Here is a 14,781-nt window from a genome sequence, read left to right as displayed (position 1 = left end):
CTGGACCAGGCGCTGTTTCACCCTGCGCCTGCGCAGTTGTCGCACGCGCTGATGCAGGCCGCGCTGAACCGCGCGACGTCGGCGCTGGCGCTGGCGCTCGCGCCGAAGGTGCGGGTCGCGGCGCTCGTGCGCGGCCACGCGGCGCACGCGGACGACATCGCCGCGGCCGCCTGCTATCTCGCGAGCGCGCCCGGCGTCACGGGCGCGACGCTGACCGTCGACGGCGGCGAGCACCTCGTGCCGCCCGCCGCCGGCCCGAATGAATGAACTGCGCGGATCGCGCGGCCTGACTGCCGCCGCCCGCGCCGCTTTGCGTGTGCGCACGCCAATTTGACTGGGACGACCATGTTTTCCGCTCTCCTGCACCCCCGCCTCGCGGACTGCCGCAGGCTCTACCTGCGCGACTACGAAGTGCACATCAACATCGGTGCCTTCGAACACGAGAAGCGCGGCGAGCAGCGCGTCGTCATCAACGTCGACCTGTTCGTGCCGCTCGCGATGTCCACTCCCGTGGACGACCGGCTGCATGAAGTCGTCGACTACGACCTGATGAAGCAGAGCGTCGCGCAATGCGTGGCGCGCGGCCACATCCACCTGCAGGAAACGCTGTGCGACGCGATCGCCGCGCACCTGCTGGCGCACGACGCCGTGCGCGCGGTACGCGTCTGTACCGAGAAACCGGACGCTTATCCGGACTGCGACGCCGTCGGCGTCGAAGTCTTTCGCATCAAGGACGAGGAGCGCGCATGAACGCCCCCCACATGAACGACGCGGCGGCCGATGCCGCCACCCACGACGCAGCCGCCGCCCCGGCCGGCCGCCAGGCGCTGACGCGCCGCGAGCAGAAGGAAGCGTACGAGAACAACAAGCTGTTCAAGCGGATCGTGCGCCAGGTCGGCCAGGCAATCGGCGACTTCAACATGATCGAGCAAGGCGACAAGGTGATGGTGTGCCTGTCGGGCGGCAAGGACAGCTACGCGATGCTCGACGTGCTGCTGCGCCTGCGCGAGCGCGCGCCGATCGATTTCGACATCGTCGCGGTGAATCTCGACCAGAAGCAGCCGGGCTTCCCCGAGCACGTGCTGCCCGAGTACCTGAAGCAGGTCGGCGTGCCGTTCCACATCGAGAACCAGGACACCTACAGCATCGTCAAGCGGCTCGTGCCCGAAGGCAAGACGACCTGCTCGCTGTGCTCGCGCCTGCGCCGCGGGATCCTGTACCGCGTGGCCGGCGAGCTCGGCGCGACCAAGATCGCGCTCGGCCATCACCGCGACGACATCGTGCAGACGCTGCTGCTCAACATGTTCTACGGCGGCAAGCTGAAGGGGATGCCGCCGAAGCTGCAGTCGGACGACGGCAAGAACATCGTGATCCGCCCGCTCGCGTACGTGAAGGAAACCGATCTCGAGAAATACGCGGAACTGCGCGAATTCCCGATCATCCCGTGCAACCTGTGCGGCAGCCAGCCGAACCTGAAGCGCGCGGAAATGAAGGCGCTGATCCGCGAATGGGACAAGCGCTTCCCGGGCCGCGTCGACAACATGTTCAACGCGCTCGCGAAGGTCGTGCCGTCGCACCTGATGGACACGACGCTGTACCCGTTCCAGTCGCTGCGCGCGACCGGCGAGGCCGATCCGCAAGGCGACATCGCGTTCGACGAGGAACCGTGCGCATCGGGCGACGACGCGGCGGCGCCGGGTGGCGCCCGGCCGATCTCGATCGTCCAGTTCGACGACCTGTAAGCAGGGCCCGAACACCCGCCGGAACGGGGCCGCGCGGCCCTTTTCCGGCGCCGTCGCCCCGCCGCGACAGGCCCGGAACGGCAGGGGCTGCATGCTAAAATGGTCGGCTTCGAACTCCTCTGACAAGCTGGCGCCATGAATATCGTGATTTTGGCGGCAGGCACCGGCAAGCGCATGCGTTCCGCGCTGCCGAAAGTGCTTCACCCCCTGGCCGGCAGGCCGCTCCTCTCCCACGTCATCGACACCGCGCGCACGCTGCAGCCGTCCCGGCTCGTCGTCGTCGTCGGTCACGGTGCCGAGCAGGTCCAGGCCGCCGTCGCCGCGCCCGACGTCCAGTTCGCGGTGCAGGCAGAGCAGCTCGGCACCGGCCACGCGGTGCGTCAGGCGCTGCCGCTCCTCGATCCCGCGCAACCGACGCTCGTGCTGTACGGCGACGTGCCGCTCACGCGCGCGTCGACGCTGCAGCGCCTCGTCGATGCCGCGCGCGAAGGCCGCTACGGGATTCTGACCGTCACGCTCGACGATCCGACCGGCTACGGCCGCATCGTGCGCGACGCGGCCGGCTTCGTCACACGCATCGTCGAGCAGAAGGACGCGTCGCCCGAACAGCTGAAGATCGCCGAGATCAACACGGGCATCATCGTCACGCCCACGGCCCAGCTGTCGATGTGGCTCGGCGCACTGAAGAACGAGAACGCGCAGGGCGAGTACTACCTGACCGACGTCGTCGAACTCGCGATCGAGGCCGGTTTCGAGGTCGTCACCGCGCAGCCCGACGAGGAATGGGAAACGCTCGGCGTGAACAGCAAGGCGCAGCTTGCCGAGCTCGAACGCATTCATCAGCGCAATATCGCGGAAACGCTGCTCGTCGACGGCGTCACGCTCGCCGATCCGGCGCGCGTCGACGTGCGCGGCACGCTGCGCTGCGGCCGCGACGTGTCGATCGACGTGAACTGCGTGTTCGAGGGCAACGTGACGCTCGCGGACAACGTGACGATCGGCGCGAACTGCGTGATCCGCAACGCGTCGGTCGGCGCGGGCACGCGCATCGACGCGTTCACGCACATCGATGGCGCCGAGCTCGGCGCGCACACCGTGATCGGCCCGTACGCACGGCTGCGCCCCGGTGCGCAGCTCGCGGACGAAGCGCACGTCGGCAACTTCGTCGAGGTGAAGAACGCGGTGATCGGCCACGGCTCGAAGGCGAACCACCTCACGTACATCGGCGACGCCGACATCGGCGCGCGCGTGAACATCGGCGCGGGCACGATCACCTGCAACTACGACGGCGCGAACAAGTTCCGCACCGTGATCGAGGACGACGTGTTCGTCGGCTCCGACACGCAGCTGGTCGCGCCCGTGCGCGTCGGCCGCGGCGTGACGATCGCCGCCGGCACGACGATCTGGAAGGACGTGGCCGAAGGCCTGCTCGCGTTGAACGAGAAGACCCAGACCGCGAAGAGCGGCTACGTCCGCCCGGTCAAGAAGAAAAGCTGAACCTTTTGCGGGCGCCCCGACGGCGCCCGCGTCGACTTACAGGACTGATCCTCATGTGTGGCATTGTCGGCGCAGTTGCGCAACGTAATATCGTTCCGGTGCTGATCGAAGGTTTGCGGCGCCTCGAATACCGTGGCTACGACTCGTGCGGCGTCGCCGTGCTCGAGCCGGATGCGCCGAAGCGCGCGCGCAGCGTCGAACGCGTCGCCGATCTCGACGCGCAGGTGCGCGAATCGCATCTCGAAGGCACGACCGGCGTCGCGCACACGCGCTGGGCCACGCACGGCGCGCCCGTCACGCACAACGCGCACCCGATCTTCTCGTCGAACGCGCTCGCGCTCGTCCACAACGGCATCATCGAGAACTTCGAGCCGCTGCGCGAAGCGCTGCGCGCGAAGGGCTACGAATTCGTGTCGCAAACCGACACCGAAGTGATCGCCCACCTCGTGCACAGCCTGTATCGCGGCAACCTGTTCGACGCGGTGCGCGAAGCCGTGCAGCAGCTGCACGGCGCGTATGCGATCGCCGTGATCCACAAGGACCAGCCGCACACCGTCGTCGGCGCGCGCCAGGGCTCGCCGCTCGTGGTCGGCCACGGCGACGGCGAGAACTTTCTCGCGTCCGACGCGCTCGCGCTCGCGGGCAGCACCGACCACTTCACGTTCCTCGAGGAAGGCGACGTGTGCGAGCTGTCGCTCGACGGCGTGAAGATCGTCGACCGGGACGGCGCGCTCGCGCAGCGCGAGATCCGCGTGGTCAGCGCATACGGCGGCGCGGTCGAGCTGGGCCCGTATCGCCACTTCATGCAGAAGGAAATCTTCGAGCAGCCGCGCGCGATCAGCGATACCGTGCCGCAGACGGAAGCCTTCGACGCGACGCTGTTCGGCGACGCCGCGCCCGCCGCGTTCGCGGAGATCGACAGCCTGCTGATCCTCGCATGCGGCACGAGCTACTACTCGGGCCTCACCGCCAAATACTGGCTCGAATCGATCGCGAAGATCCCGACCCAGGTCGAGATCGCGAGCGAATACCGCTACCGCGAATCGGTGCCGAACCCGCGCCAGCTCGTGCTCGTAATCTCGCAGTCGGGCGAGACCGCCGACACGCTCGCGGCGCTCAAGCACGCGCAGTCGCTCGGCCACACGCACACGCTCGCGGTGTGCAACGTCGCGACGAGCGCGATGGTGCGCCTCACCGAAATGCAGTTCCTGACGCACGCGGGCACCGAGATCGGCGTTGCGTCGACGAAGGCGTTCACGACGCAGCTCGTCGCGCTGTTCGTGCTGGCCGCGACGCTCGGCAAGCTGCGCGGTCACGTCGATGCCGCGCAGGAAGCCGGGTTCCTGAAGCAGTTGCGCCACCTGCCGGCCGCGCTGAACAGCGTGCTCGCGCTGGAGCCGCAGATCATCGCGTGGTCGGAGGAATTCGCGCGCAAGGAAAACGCGCTGTTCCTCGGCCGCGGGCTGCACTACCCGATCGCGCTCGAAGGCGCGCTGAAGCTGAAGGAAATCTCGTACATCCACGCCGAGGCCTATCCGGCCGGCGAACTGAAGCACGGGCCGCTCGCGCTCGTCACGGAAGCGATGCCGGTCGTCACGGTCGCGCCGAACGACACGCTGCTCGAGAAGCTGAAGTCGAACATGCAGGAAGTGCGTGCGCGCGGCGGCGAGCTGTACGTGTTCGCCGATGCCGACACGCAGATCGTCAACGACGACGGCCTGCACGTGATCCGGATGCCGGAGCATTACGGGCAACTGTCGCCGATCCTGCACGTCGTGCCGCTGCAGTTGCTCGCGTATCACACCGCGTGCGCGCGCGGCACCGACGTCGACAAGCCGCGGAACCTCGCGAAATCGGTGACGGTGGAGTAAGGCGGGACGACCGGGACGGCCCCGCGATGCCGTCCCGACCCCGTATCGACCCGTATCGGCACGAAGCAGGCCATTCGGCCAGGTCGAAATATGTACCACGTAGTGGCATATAATCCTGTGCTGACCTGATCGGCCCGACGTGCCGGTAATCGGCAGCGCGGGATCGTGCCGAGCAAGGTCGGGCAGGTGCGGGTTTTCGTATTCCTGTTCGCCAAGCCCGACCGGGACGACATCGACGAACGCGAACGGCGTGCCTTCAGAAAGCTCGCCGCGAATGTCGGGCGCCGCGCCGGCGCCGATATCGCGACGCTGGTCACACTGAAAGAGCGGGTGGAGATTTGCAATGGCCAGGAGTCGATTCAAGAGCGACGCAACGGAGGCGACCCACAGCGCCGCGTCGGGCCTCTATCGTGCCGCGTTGATCGACAAGAAGACGATGCGCGAATACGACGATCTCTGCATCGAAGCCGCCCCGCGGTTCGATCCGGAAGCCATCGCCCGCATCCGCAAATCCGTCAATGTCAGCCAGAGCGTGTTCGCGCTCTACCTGAACACGACAACGTCGACGATCCGCCAATGGGAACAGGGCGACAAGCGGCCGAGCGGCATCGCCGCACGGATGCTCCAGATCGTCGAGAAACACGGGCTCGAGGTGTTCTCCTGAACCGGCCCCCCGAATCCCCCTGCACGGCCGCCCCCGCACCGGATACCGCGACGCGCCCCGCAACGAATATGACGGAGACACAATGGTAGTAAGACTCTTTGGATGCGGATTGCTGGCGCTGACGTTCGCGTCGACGGGCTGGGCCGCCGAGCACTACGTCGAAGTCTGGAACCCGCCCGAGGCGCGGCAGCCGGCCGCCCGCACGCCGGCCGCGCATACCAGCGCCGATGCTCGCGCCGGCAAGAGCGTGGAGAAGCACGCGAATGCCACGCCGAAAGCCGCGGTGAAACCGCACAAGCGCCGTGTCGCGCAGGCGGTGAAAGCCGGCTCGCATCGTCCGCCCGCCACCGCGGCCGAGACGCCGGCCGCTCCGCGCCCCGTCGCGCAGCCCGCACCGGGACGCCTGACGGTCATGCAGCCGGCTGCGCCCGATGCGCAGCACGCACTGAATTACTCCGACATCCCGCGGCAATACACACCGGACGGCAACGTGCTGCGCGTCGGCACGCACAACCGCTCCGCGGAGGTGACTCGATAATGGAAGCGCAAACCTACCACGGCTACCAGATCTGGGGCCACGCGATCCTGCAGCAGGACGAGATCCTGCAGCCCGAGCGCTTCGCGGCGAGCGGCACGATCACGCAGAACAACAAGCTGGTGGAGGCGTCCGGCGTGCTCGGCGTGTTCGACACCGAGGACGACGCGCGCGAAGCGGGGCTCGAATGGGCCCGCGCCTGGATCGACAGCCACCGCTGAGCGTGCGCAACCTGCGCGCCGTGATCGACGCCGGACACGAGTCGGCCGCGAGCCGACAATGAAAAAAGGGGCGTCATCGACGCCCCTTTGTCATTCGAACCAGGACAACTCAAGCTGCGGCCCGTGGCGGCCGCACCGCCGCCTGCGGCCGGCCGACGAACCGTGCCAGCCCGACAATCGCGGCCAGCGTCGCGAGATACGCGACGATCTGGATGCCCGCCGGGCGCGCGGTATAGCCGATCAGCGTATGCAGCGCCTTGCCGACGATGCTCGATTCCTTGAGCAGCCACGACGTATCCCAGACCGCATCGCCCCACGACGGCACGAGGCCTGCCGCGAGCAGGAAGCCGACGCACTGGCTGGCCATCCCCGCCGCGAGCAGCACGATCAGCCAGTTGGTGACGGAAAACAGGCGCTTCAGCGGAATCTGCAGCAGGCCCGCATACATCCCGTAGCCGAGCCCGGCGCCGCCGAGCACGCCGAGCAGCCCGCCGACGATCATCTGCGGTGTCTGCCCCGGATCGCCCGCCGCGATGCCGTACAGGAACAGCACGGCCTCGGAGCCTTCGCGCAGCACCGCGACGCCGACCACGATCGCGAGCCCCGTCAGCGGCTTGCTGCCGGCCGCGACGGCACGCCCGACCGCGGTCATCTGCATCGCCATCTCGCGACCGTGCCGGCTCATCCAGATGCTGTGCCATGCGAGCATCAGCGTCGCGACGAACATCACGCCCGCGTTGAAGACCTCCTGCCCCATGCCGGATGCCCATTGCGAGATCACGTCGGCGAACGCCGCGATCAGGCCGGCGCCGATCACGCCGCCCGCCAGCCCGCCGCCGACCCACCAGCCGCGCCGCGGCACGCCTTTCGTCGCGGCCATCACGATCGACACCACCAGCGCGGCCTCGAGCACTTCACGAAAGACGATCAGGGCAGTCGACAGCATGTCCGTATCCGCTTACTTGACGGTCAGCTGCGTCTTCGACTGCGCTTCGTGATACTCGTCGTGGAACTCGTAGGTTCCGGCCTTCAGCGGCCCGACCAGGATCTCCACCGACTTGCCGGCAGGCACGACCTTCTCCGCCTTGAAATCGTCGCTCTCGAATTCGGCGGGCGTCGCGTCGAGGTTCTTCACGACGAACTTCACCTTCTTGCCGGCCGGGATCGTCACGCCGTCCGGCGAAAACTTGTGATCCTTCAGGGTCAGGTTGACGACATCGTCGGCCGCGAATGCGGACGTTGCCGATGCGCCCAGCAGCGCCAGCGAAAAGCCGAAAGCAAAACGGTTCATGGGGGTAACGAATTGAAATATCGAAGGGAGCTGATACTAAGATCGATTCGCATTTCCAACTCGCGTACCCTTACTGGCGACATGGTGATCGTGCTTCATGGAGCGCCGCCACGCCTTGCCCGGCAAGGCATCCGCCCCGCTTCGCCCGGAACGCTTCACCGTCAATCGGGACAAGTGCCGAATGACGTCAAAAGCCCGCCCGCCATTCATCAGACATCACCTTTACAACACGCTGTCGCCGCACTACTGTCGTCACACCGGAGCCGCGACACGGAACTTCGTCGACACGCGTACGCTTGACCTTCCCACCGTGGCAAGCTTCATGCTGTCGATGCTTGTCAATCGTCAACTCAGGAGAACACGATGGAATTCGAAGTCCAGGACATGACCTGCGGCGGCTGCGCCAATGCAATCACGCGCGCGGTGACGGCCGCCGATCCCGCCGCGAAGCTCGACATCGACGTCGCGGCGAAGATCGTCAAGGTCGAGTCGGCGCAAGGCGCCGAGCGCGTGCAGTCGATCATCGAAGCCGCCGGCTTCCACCCCGCGCTGCGCACCGCATAACTTACGCACAACGCGAGCGCGGGCACACGCCGTACGGCGCTGCGCCCGCGCCCCGCAGTGCATCAGCGCAGCCGGATCAGCGTCGACTTCAGTTCGGTGTACTTCTCGAGCGCGTGCAGCGACTTGTCGCGGCCGTTGCCCGACTGCTTGTAGCCGCCGAACGGGAAGTTCATGTCGCCGCCCTCGTCGTAGCAGTTCACCCAGACGGTGCCCGCGCGCAGCCGGCGCGACACGTCGTGCGCGGTCGTCAGGTTCGACGTCCACACGGCCGCGGCCAGCCCGTACTCGGTATCGTTCGCGATCCGCACGGCCTCGTCGACGTCGTCGAACACGATCACCGACAGCACGGGCCCGAAGATCTCCTCGCGTGCGATCCTCGCATCCGGCTTCACCTCGAACACCGTCGGCTCCACGTAGAAGCCGCCCGTTTCCGCCTTCACGCGCGCACCGCCGGTGACGAGCCGGCCCTCGCTGCGCCCGGCCTCGATATAACCGAGCACACGCTCGAGCTGGATGCCGTCGACGATCGCGCCCATCGACACCGACGGATCGAGCGGATTGCCGGGCACGTACGCACGCGCGGCCGCGACGAGCTTCTCGATGAACGCATCCTTGATGTCGCGATGCACGAGCAGCCGCGAGCCGGCCGTGCACATCTCGCCCATGTTGTAGAAGATCGCGCCGGCGGCCGCCTGCGCCGCGCGGTCGAGATCGGGACAATCGGGCAGCACGATGTTCGGCGACTTGCCGCCGAGCTCGAGCCACGCGCGCTTCAGGTTCGACTGCGCGGCGTACTGCATGATCAGCTTGCCCACTGCCGTCGAGCCGGTGAATGCGATGCAGTCGACGTCGCGATGCAGCGCGAGCAGCTTGCCGGGCTCGCCGGCCCCCGGTACGACGTTGAACACGCCCGCCGGAATGCCGGCTTCGTACGCGAGCTGTGCGACGCGGATCGCGGTCAGCGGCGATTTCTCCGACGGCTTCAGCACGACGCTGTTGCCGGCCGCGAGCGCGGGGCCGAATTTCCATGCGGCCATCAGGATCGGGAAGTTCCACGGCACGACGGCGGCCACCACGCCGACCGGCTCGCGCGTGACGAGACCGACGAGATGATGATCCGCCGGCGCGACCTCGCCGCCCACCTTGTCGATCGCTTCCGCGAACCATTCAACGCAATACGCGGCGCCCGGCACGTCGACCGTCGTCGTGTCGCCGATCGGCTTGCCCGCGTCGAGCGTTTCGAGCAGCGACAGCTCGTCGAGGTGCTCGCGCATCAGCGCAGCCCAGCGCAGCAGCACGGCCTTGCGCGCACGCGGGTTCAGCCCGGCCCACACGCCCGCGTCGAACGCGCGACGCGCCGCCGCGACGGCCGCGTTCACGTCGGCTTCGCCGCAATCGGCGACCTTCGCGAGCACGCGGCCGTCGATCGGGCTCACGCAGTCGAACGTCTTGCCGCCGTGCGCGTCGCGCGACGCGCCGTCGATGAATGCGCGCCCTTCGATCTCGAGCGACGCCGCCTTGTCCTGCCAGTCAGCCAAAGTCAACTTGTTCATCAGGATGCCTCAGTTTTTTGGCATTCGCGATGCGACGCGCCGCTGCGCGTGACGCGCAGCCGGCCGGCAGCGAATGCGGTGATGCGCGGTCGGGAGGTCAGAAGGTCGCCGGCGAATTGGCCGAGACGACCTCGCAGATCAGGTCCGCGCTGGGATTGCGAAAACGGTGCGGCAAACGGCTTTCGAAGTAATAGCCGTCTCCGGGGTCGAGCAGCCACGTCGCGCCGTCGACGGTCAGCTCGAGCCGGCCCGACACGACGACACCGCCCTCGTGCCCCGCGTGCACGAGCATCTCGGGCCCCGTATCGGCGTGCGGCTGGTAGACCTCGCGCAGGATGCACATGTTGCGGTCCTTCACGCTCGCGCCGACCAGATGAAACGCGAGCGTGTCGTTGCCGAGGTTCGGCATCTCGTCGCGACGCGACACGACCGAACGCGACTCGACGAGCTCGAACGTGAAGAACTCCGCGAGACTCATCGGGATACATTCCAGCAGCTTCTTCAGCGAGCCGACCGACGGGCTCACGCGGCCCTGTTCGATCAGCGAGATCGTGCCGTTGGTCACGCCGGCCCGCTTCGCGAGTTCGCGCTGCGACAGGCCATGCTTGTTGCGCACGAAACGCAGGCGCTCGGCGACTTCGGTGGACATCGATTCGGTTTCGGACACGATAGGTGCGATGACAAAGTGAAACGACGCAGTGGACAGCCGTTGAATATTCTAATCACTTTATGCCGCACATCAGCGGGGAAAACCCTGAAAGGCGTTCGAAATAATGAACACCCCGTCGATTATTCCGTTTGCGAATCTTTTGTTTGCACTGCTCGGGAAAGCCCTGATGCAACACCGTTAAAAAACATTTGACGCCGTTTTTGGCTCGTATATGCTGGCTCTCAGGTTCGCGTCATCAAGCGTTCATCGGCAGCAAAAAGCGTTATTGCAACGCAAAAATTGATGCCCTTCGATGTAAATGACGCGTAACCGGCGCCTTGATTATTTTAAACGCCCAGTGCGTCGAAACGGTCGGGTGTTCAATACTTTCAACAACCCAGTCGAGTGTAATCGTGAGAGTCCGTGGCCCTCTGGTGAGGTGGGATCGAAGCGTGGCGCGAAGTTCGCGCAGCGCGGCATCCCCTTCCGATGGCAGTTGCGGCTGGCATAGTCCTCGCCTGCAGCATCTGTCGATCTACACCATCCTTTCCCGTCGTTCCGTTCGGCGCCACAACGCCGTTTCCGCACGCGCATTCGTCGCCGTCGATACCGACGAAGTGGCGTCGCTGCTGCCGTAGCGCCTCTCCTTTCTTTACGTCGTTCGTTTCGTTTGCTGATTCGCCAACCGCATGGTCCATGCGGTGACGGAACGCGTTCGCGCATTCGTTGCCGCGTCGCGTATCGCAATGAAACGAACGACGGCCTGATCGTCGCGCGCAGCGCGGATCGCCACGCCATCCCGTTGCGCCCATTCACCAGCGGCCTTGCGCTTTGCGCCAGGCTGCGGGGCTGTTGCACGCCGGCGTTTCGCCACATCCGGCAAGACGTACGCAACAACCCTCCGGATAACTGATTGACGTCATGGAAAGAAGGAAACCACTCGTCGGCATCACCGCCGACCACACGCAGATCGGTGCACACGCGTCGCATACGGTCGGCGACAAATACGTCGCCGCGATCGTCGACGGCGCGCAGGCGCTCGCGATGGTGCTGCCCGCGCTCGGCGAGCGCCAGTCGACCGACGACATCCTCGACACGGTCGACGGCCTGCTGTTCACCGGCAGCTACTCGAACGTCGAGCCGCACCTGTACGGCGGCGAACCGAGCGCACCCGGCACGAAGCACGACCCGGCCCGCGATGCGACGACGCTGCCGCTGCTGCGCGCGGCGATCGCCGCGGGCGTGCCGGTGCTCGCAGTCTGCCGCGGCTTCCAGGAGCTGAACGTCGTCTGCGGCGGCACGCTGCATCAGCGCGTGCATGAAGTGCCGGGCTTCGCCGATCACCGCGAGGACGACGACGCGCCGATGGACACGCAATACGGCCCCGCGCACGTCGTGCGACTGACGCCCGGCGGCAAGCTGCACGCGCTCGCCGGCGGCCGCGACGAAGTGCGCGTGAACTCGCTGCACAAGCAGGGCATCGCGCAGCTCGGCTCCGGCCTCGCCGTCGAAGCCGTCGCGCCGGACGGCCTGGTCGAAGCCGTGAGCGTCGTCGATGCACCGGCTTTCGCCCTCGCCGTGCAGTGGCACCCGGAATGGCGGCATGCGCAGGACCCGCTGTCGAGCGCGATCTTCCGCGCCTTCGGCGATGCCTGCCGCGCGCGCCGCGCCGCCCGCACGCGCGCCACGGCCGCCGCCGCGCTCGCCTGAGCGCGCCGACCCAACCAACGAGAACAGACATGCAAGACATCGAAGATTTCCTGAAGCAGTACCGGATCACCGAGATCGAAGCGATCATTCCCGACATGGCCGGCATCGCGCGCGGCAAGATCACGCCCCGCAACAAGTTCACGTCCGGCGAATCGATGCGCCTGCCGCAAGCCGTGATGGTGCAGACCGTCACCGGCGAATATCCGGAAGACGGTTCGCTGACCGGCGTGACCGACCCCGACATGGTGTGCGTGCCCGACACGTCGACGATTCGCCTGATCCCGTGGGCCGTCGACCCGACCGCGCAGGTGATCCACGACTGCGTGCACTTCGACGGCTCGCCGGTCGAGATCTCGCCGCGCTACGTGCTGCGCCGCGTGCTCGACCTGTACAAGGCGAAGGGCTGGAAGCCCGTCGTCGCGCCCGAGCTCGAGTTCTACCTGGTCGACATGAACAAGGATCCCGACCTGCCGCTGCGTCCGCCGGTCGGCCGCACGGGCCGCCCGGAAACGGGCCGCCAGTCGTATTCGATCGAGGCCGTCAACGAGTTCGACCCGCTGTTCGAGGACATCTACGAGTACTGCGAATCGCAGAACCTCGACATCGACACGCTGATCCACGAAGTCGGCGCCGCGCAGATGGAGATCAACTTCATGCACGGCGACGCGCTGTCGCTGGCCGACCAGGTGTTCCTGTTCAAGCGCACGGTGCGCGAGGCCGCGCTGCGTCACAACATGTACGCGACGTTCATGGCCAAGCCGATGGAAGACGAACCGGGTTCGGCGATGCACGTGCACCAGAGCATCGTCGACGAGGAAACGGGCCAGAACCTGTTCACGTCGCCCGAAACCGGCGGCGCGACGTCGATGTTCTACAACTACCTCGCGGGGCTGCAGAAATACACGCCGGCGCTGATGCCGATCTTCGCGCCGTACATCAACTCGTATCGCCGCCTGTCGCGCTTCATGGCCGCGCCGATCAACGTGCAGTGGGGCTACGACAACCGCACGGTCGGCTTCCGCATCCCGCACTCGGGCCCGTCGGCACGTCGCATCGAGAACCGGATTCCGGGCGTCGACTGCAACCCGTACCTCGCGCTCGCCGCGACGCTCGCGGCCGGCTACCTCGGCATGACGCAGCGCCTGGAACCGACCGAGCCGCTCGTCAGCGACGGCTACGACCTGCCGTACCAGCTGCCGCGCAACCTCGAGGAAGGGCTGACGCTGATGGCCGCGTGCGAGCCGCTCGGCGAGATCCTCGGCCACAAGTTCCTGAAGGCGTATTTCGCGCTGAAGGAAACCGAATACGAAGCGTTCTTCCGCGTGATCAGCTCGTGGGAACGCCGCCATCTGCTGCTGCACGTCTGAGCGTGCACACAACCGAATACGGAAACACGGAGGAAACATGACGTACCGCAACGAATCTGCCTGGATCCAGCCCGCCGCGCCGGCCGCCGCACCGCGCACGACGCAGGCGCGCTCGACCGCCGAATACCGCGCGCTCGACGCCGCGCACCACATCCACCCGTTCTCGGACATGGGTGCGCTGAACCGCGCGGGCAGCCGCGTGATCGTGAAGGCCGACGGCGTCTACCTGTGGGACTCGGACGGCAACAAGGTCATCGACGGGATGGCCGGCCTCTGGTGCGTGAACGTCGGCTACGGCCGCAAGGAACTCGCCGACGCCGCGTATCGCCAGATCCAGGAACTGCCGTTCTACAACACCTTCTTCAAGACCACGCACCCGCCGGTGATCGAACTCTCCGCGATGCTCGCGGAAGTCACGCCGAAGGGCTTCAACCACTTCTTCTATTGCAACAGCGGCTCGGAAGGCAACGATACCGTGCTGCGTCTCGTGCACCAGTACTGGCGCGTGCAGGGCCAGCCGCAGAAGAAGGTCGTGATCTCGCGCAAGAACGGCTACCACGGCTCGACGATCGCGGGCGGCACGCTCGGCGGGATGGGCTACATGCACGAGCAGATGCCGTCGAAGGTCGAGCACATCGTGCACATCGACCAGCCGTATTTCTTCGGCGAGGCGGCGGCCGGCGAAACGCCGGAAGCGTTCGGCCTGGCCCGCGCGCAGCAGCTCGAGGCGAAGATCCTCGAACTCGGCGCGGAAAACGTCGCGGCCTTCATCGGCGAGCCGTTCCAGGGCGCGGGCGGCGTGATCTTCCCGCCGTCGACGTACTGGCCGGAAATCCAGCGGATCTGCCGCAAGTACGACATCCTGCTGGTGGCCGACGAAGTGATCGGCGGCTTCGGGCGCACCGGCGAATGGTTCGCGCACCAGCACTTCGGCTTCGAGCCGGACCTGATCACGATGGCCAAGGGCCTCACGTCGGGCTACGTGCCGATGGGGGCCGTCGGCATTCACGAGCGGGTGGCGCGGCCGATCATCGACAACGGCGAATTCAACCACGGCCTCACGTACTCGGGCCACCCGGTGGCGGCAGCCGTCGCGGTCGCGAACCTGAAGCTGCTG

General features: G+C 66.7%; 17 protein-coding genes and 1 pseudogene. 14 read left to right on the top strand and 4 right to left on the bottom strand.

What is annotated here, in order from left to right; genetic code table 11:
* From ABY44_RS21030 to ABY44_RS20990, 9 genes and pseudogenes are all read left to right on the top strand, one after another.
* Nucleotides 1-267, top strand: a 267-nt coding sequence (locus ABY44_RS21030) for a Rossmann fold domain-containing protein (protein WP_431641799.1), incomplete at its 5' end; no start/stop codon positions are given.
* A gap of 78 nt (nt 268-345) precedes the next feature.
* Nucleotides 346-750, top strand: coding sequence for a dihydroneopterin aldolase (locus ABY44_RS21025; protein WP_027788955.1), 405 nt, complete (start codon nt 346-348; stop codon nt 748-750).
* Complete coding sequence (gene ttcA / locus ABY44_RS21020) at nt 747-1,742, top strand: tRNA 2-thiocytidine(32) synthetase TtcA (protein WP_059695257.1); 996 nt, start codon at nt 747-749, stop codon at nt 1,740-1,742. The genes ABY44_RS21025 and ttcA overlap by 4 nt, the downstream gene beginning before the upstream one ends.
* 135 nt (nt 1,743-1,877) lie before the next feature.
* Nucleotides 1,878-3,239 carry a bifunctional UDP-N-acetylglucosamine diphosphorylase/glucosamine-1-phosphate N-acetyltransferase GlmU gene (gene glmU / locus ABY44_RS21015; protein WP_059695255.1) on the top strand — a complete coding sequence of 454 codons (1,362 nt, stop codon included), beginning with the start codon at nt 1,878-1,880 and terminating at the stop codon, nt 3,237-3,239.
* 53 nt (nt 3,240-3,292) lie between these two features.
* Nucleotides 3,293-5,110 (top strand): glutamine--fructose-6-phosphate transaminase (isomerizing), encoded by a 1,818-nt coding sequence (glmS, locus tag ABY44_RS21010; protein ID WP_060173887.1) that lies wholly within the window; start codon nt 3,293-3,295, stop codon nt 5,108-5,110.
* Nucleotides 5,111-5,245: 135 nt separating this feature from the next.
* A pseudogene (locus ABY44_RS21005) lies at nt 5,246-5,458 on the top strand (type II toxin-antitoxin system RelE/ParE family toxin); the annotation flags it as partial.
* Entirely contained in the window at nt 5,454-5,774 is a 321-nt protein-coding gene (locus tag ABY44_RS21000; RefSeq protein WP_027788951.1) for a helix-turn-helix domain-containing protein, read from the top strand. The pseudogene ABY44_RS21005 and the gene ABY44_RS21000, both read left to right, overlap by 5 nt.
* Nucleotides 5,775-5,856: 82 nt before the next feature.
* Nucleotides 5,857-6,312, top strand: a complete 456-nt coding sequence (locus ABY44_RS20995; protein ID WP_060173886.1) for a hypothetical protein — start codon at nt 5,857-5,859, stop codon at nt 6,310-6,312.
* On the top strand, nt 6,312-6,530 hold the full coding sequence (locus ABY44_RS20990) for a hypothetical protein (protein WP_021162109.1): 219 nt from the start codon (nt 6,312-6,314) through the stop codon (nt 6,528-6,530). Before ABY44_RS20995 ends, ABY44_RS20990 begins: the two co-directional genes overlap by 1 nt.
* A gap of 109 nt (nt 6,531-6,639) precedes the next feature.
* Here ABY44_RS20990 and ABY44_RS20985 read toward each other — a convergent pair whose 3' ends face one another.
* Both ABY44_RS20985 and ABY44_RS20980 read right to left on the bottom strand, forming a co-directional pair.
* A complete protein-coding gene (locus ABY44_RS20985; RefSeq protein WP_048025393.1) occupies nt 6,640-7,476 on the bottom strand; it encodes an FTR1 family iron permease in 837 nt (278 codons plus the stop codon).
* A gap of 12 nt (nt 7,477-7,488) precedes the next feature.
* Complete coding sequence (locus ABY44_RS20980; RefSeq protein ID WP_027788948.1) at nt 7,489-7,821, bottom strand: cupredoxin domain-containing protein; 333 nt, start codon at nt 7,819-7,821, stop codon at nt 7,489-7,491.
* Between the two features lie 363 nt (nt 7,822-8,184).
* Between ABY44_RS20980 and ABY44_RS20975 the strand changes: the two genes are divergently transcribed.
* Nucleotides 8,185-8,385, top strand: coding sequence for a heavy-metal-associated domain-containing protein (locus tag ABY44_RS20975; protein ID WP_021162112.1), 201 nt, complete (start codon nt 8,185-8,187; stop codon nt 8,383-8,385).
* A 62-nt stretch (nt 8,386-8,447) separates the two neighbouring features.
* Here the strand turns inward: ABY44_RS20975 and ABY44_RS20970 are convergent, their stop codons facing one another.
* The gene (locus tag ABY44_RS20970; protein ID WP_021162114.1) at nt 8,448-9,938 is read right to left on the bottom strand and encodes an aldehyde dehydrogenase; all 1,491 of its coding nucleotides are present in this window, start codon (nt 9,936-9,938) and stop codon (nt 8,448-8,450) included.
* Between the two features lie 97 nt (nt 9,939-10,035).
* Nucleotides 10,036-10,587 (bottom strand): cupin domain-containing protein, encoded by a 552-nt coding sequence (locus ABY44_RS20965; RefSeq protein ID WP_059490496.1) that lies wholly within the window; start codon nt 10,585-10,587, stop codon nt 10,036-10,038.
* A 413-nt stretch (nt 10,588-11,000) separates the two neighbouring features.
* Between ABY44_RS20965 and ABY44_RS20960 the strand changes: the two genes are divergently transcribed.
* The 4 genes from ABY44_RS20960 to ABY44_RS20945 all read left to right on the top strand — a co-directional run.
* On the top strand, nt 11,001-11,225 hold the full coding sequence (locus ABY44_RS20960) for a hypothetical protein (RefSeq protein ID WP_072437498.1): 225 nt from the start codon (nt 11,001-11,003) through the stop codon (nt 11,223-11,225).
* A 283-nt stretch (nt 11,226-11,508) separates the two neighbouring features.
* Nucleotides 11,509-12,297 (top strand): gamma-glutamyl-gamma-aminobutyrate hydrolase family protein, encoded by a 789-nt coding sequence (locus tag ABY44_RS20955; RefSeq protein WP_060173885.1) that lies wholly within the window; start codon nt 11,509-11,511, stop codon nt 12,295-12,297.
* 29 nt (nt 12,298-12,326) lie between these two features.
* Nucleotides 12,327-13,664, top strand: a complete 1,338-nt coding sequence (locus ABY44_RS20950) for a glutamine synthetase family protein (RefSeq protein WP_027788944.1) — start codon at nt 12,327-12,329, stop codon at nt 13,662-13,664.
* Nucleotides 13,665-13,701: 37 nt separating this feature from the next.
* A partial coding sequence (locus ABY44_RS20945; RefSeq protein ID WP_431641787.1) for an aminotransferase occupies nt 13,702-14,781 on the top strand: 1,080 nt, incomplete at its 3' end.

Source organism: Burkholderia sp. ZZQ-2, from assembly GCF_050768715.1.
Classification (GTDB): domain Bacteria; phylum Pseudomonadota; class Gammaproteobacteria; order Burkholderiales; family Burkholderiaceae; genus Burkholderia; species Burkholderia cepacia.
The sequence above is the reverse complement of the archived record's forward strand: the minus strand, read 5'-3'. Positions and strand labels throughout refer to the sequence as shown.

Coding starts and splice junctions, on each gene's coding strand:
- ABY44_RS21025 (WP_027788955.1), top strand. CDS start 346: ATGTTTTCCGCTCTCCTGCACCCCCGCCTCGCGGACTGCCGCAGGCTC.
- ttcA (WP_059695257.1), top strand. CDS start 747: ATGAACGCCCCCCACATGAACGACGCGGCGGCCGATGCCGCCACCCAC.
- glmU (WP_059695255.1), top strand. CDS start 1,878: ATGAATATCGTGATTTTGGCGGCAGGCACCGGCAAGCGCATGCGTTCC.
- glmS (WP_060173887.1), top strand. CDS start 3,293: ATGTGTGGCATTGTCGGCGCAGTTGCGCAACGTAATATCGTTCCGGTG.
- ABY44_RS21000 (WP_027788951.1), top strand. CDS start 5,454: ATGGCCAGGAGTCGATTCAAGAGCGACGCAACGGAGGCGACCCACAGC.
- ABY44_RS20995 (WP_060173886.1), top strand. CDS start 5,857: ATGGTAGTAAGACTCTTTGGATGCGGATTGCTGGCGCTGACGTTCGCG.
- ABY44_RS20990 (WP_021162109.1), top strand. CDS start 6,312: ATGGAAGCGCAAACCTACCACGGCTACCAGATCTGGGGCCACGCGATC.
- ABY44_RS20985 (WP_048025393.1), bottom strand. CDS start 7,476: ATGCTGTCGACTGCCCTGATCGTCTTTCGTGAAGTGCTCGAGGCCGCG.
- ABY44_RS20980 (WP_027788948.1), bottom strand. CDS start 7,821: ATGAACCGTTTTGCTTTCGGCTTTTCGCTGGCGCTGCTGGGCGCATCG.
- ABY44_RS20975 (WP_021162112.1), top strand. CDS start 8,185: ATGGAATTCGAAGTCCAGGACATGACCTGCGGCGGCTGCGCCAATGCA.
- ABY44_RS20970 (WP_021162114.1), bottom strand. CDS start 9,938: ATGAACAAGTTGACTTTGGCTGACTGGCAGGACAAGGCGGCGTCGCTC.
- ABY44_RS20965 (WP_059490496.1), bottom strand. CDS start 10,587: ATGTCCACCGAAGTCGCCGAGCGCCTGCGTTTCGTGCGCAACAAGCAT.
- ABY44_RS20955 (WP_060173885.1), top strand. CDS start 11,509: ATGGAAAGAAGGAAACCACTCGTCGGCATCACCGCCGACCACACGCAG.
- ABY44_RS20950 (WP_027788944.1), top strand. CDS start 12,327: ATGCAAGACATCGAAGATTTCCTGAAGCAGTACCGGATCACCGAGATC.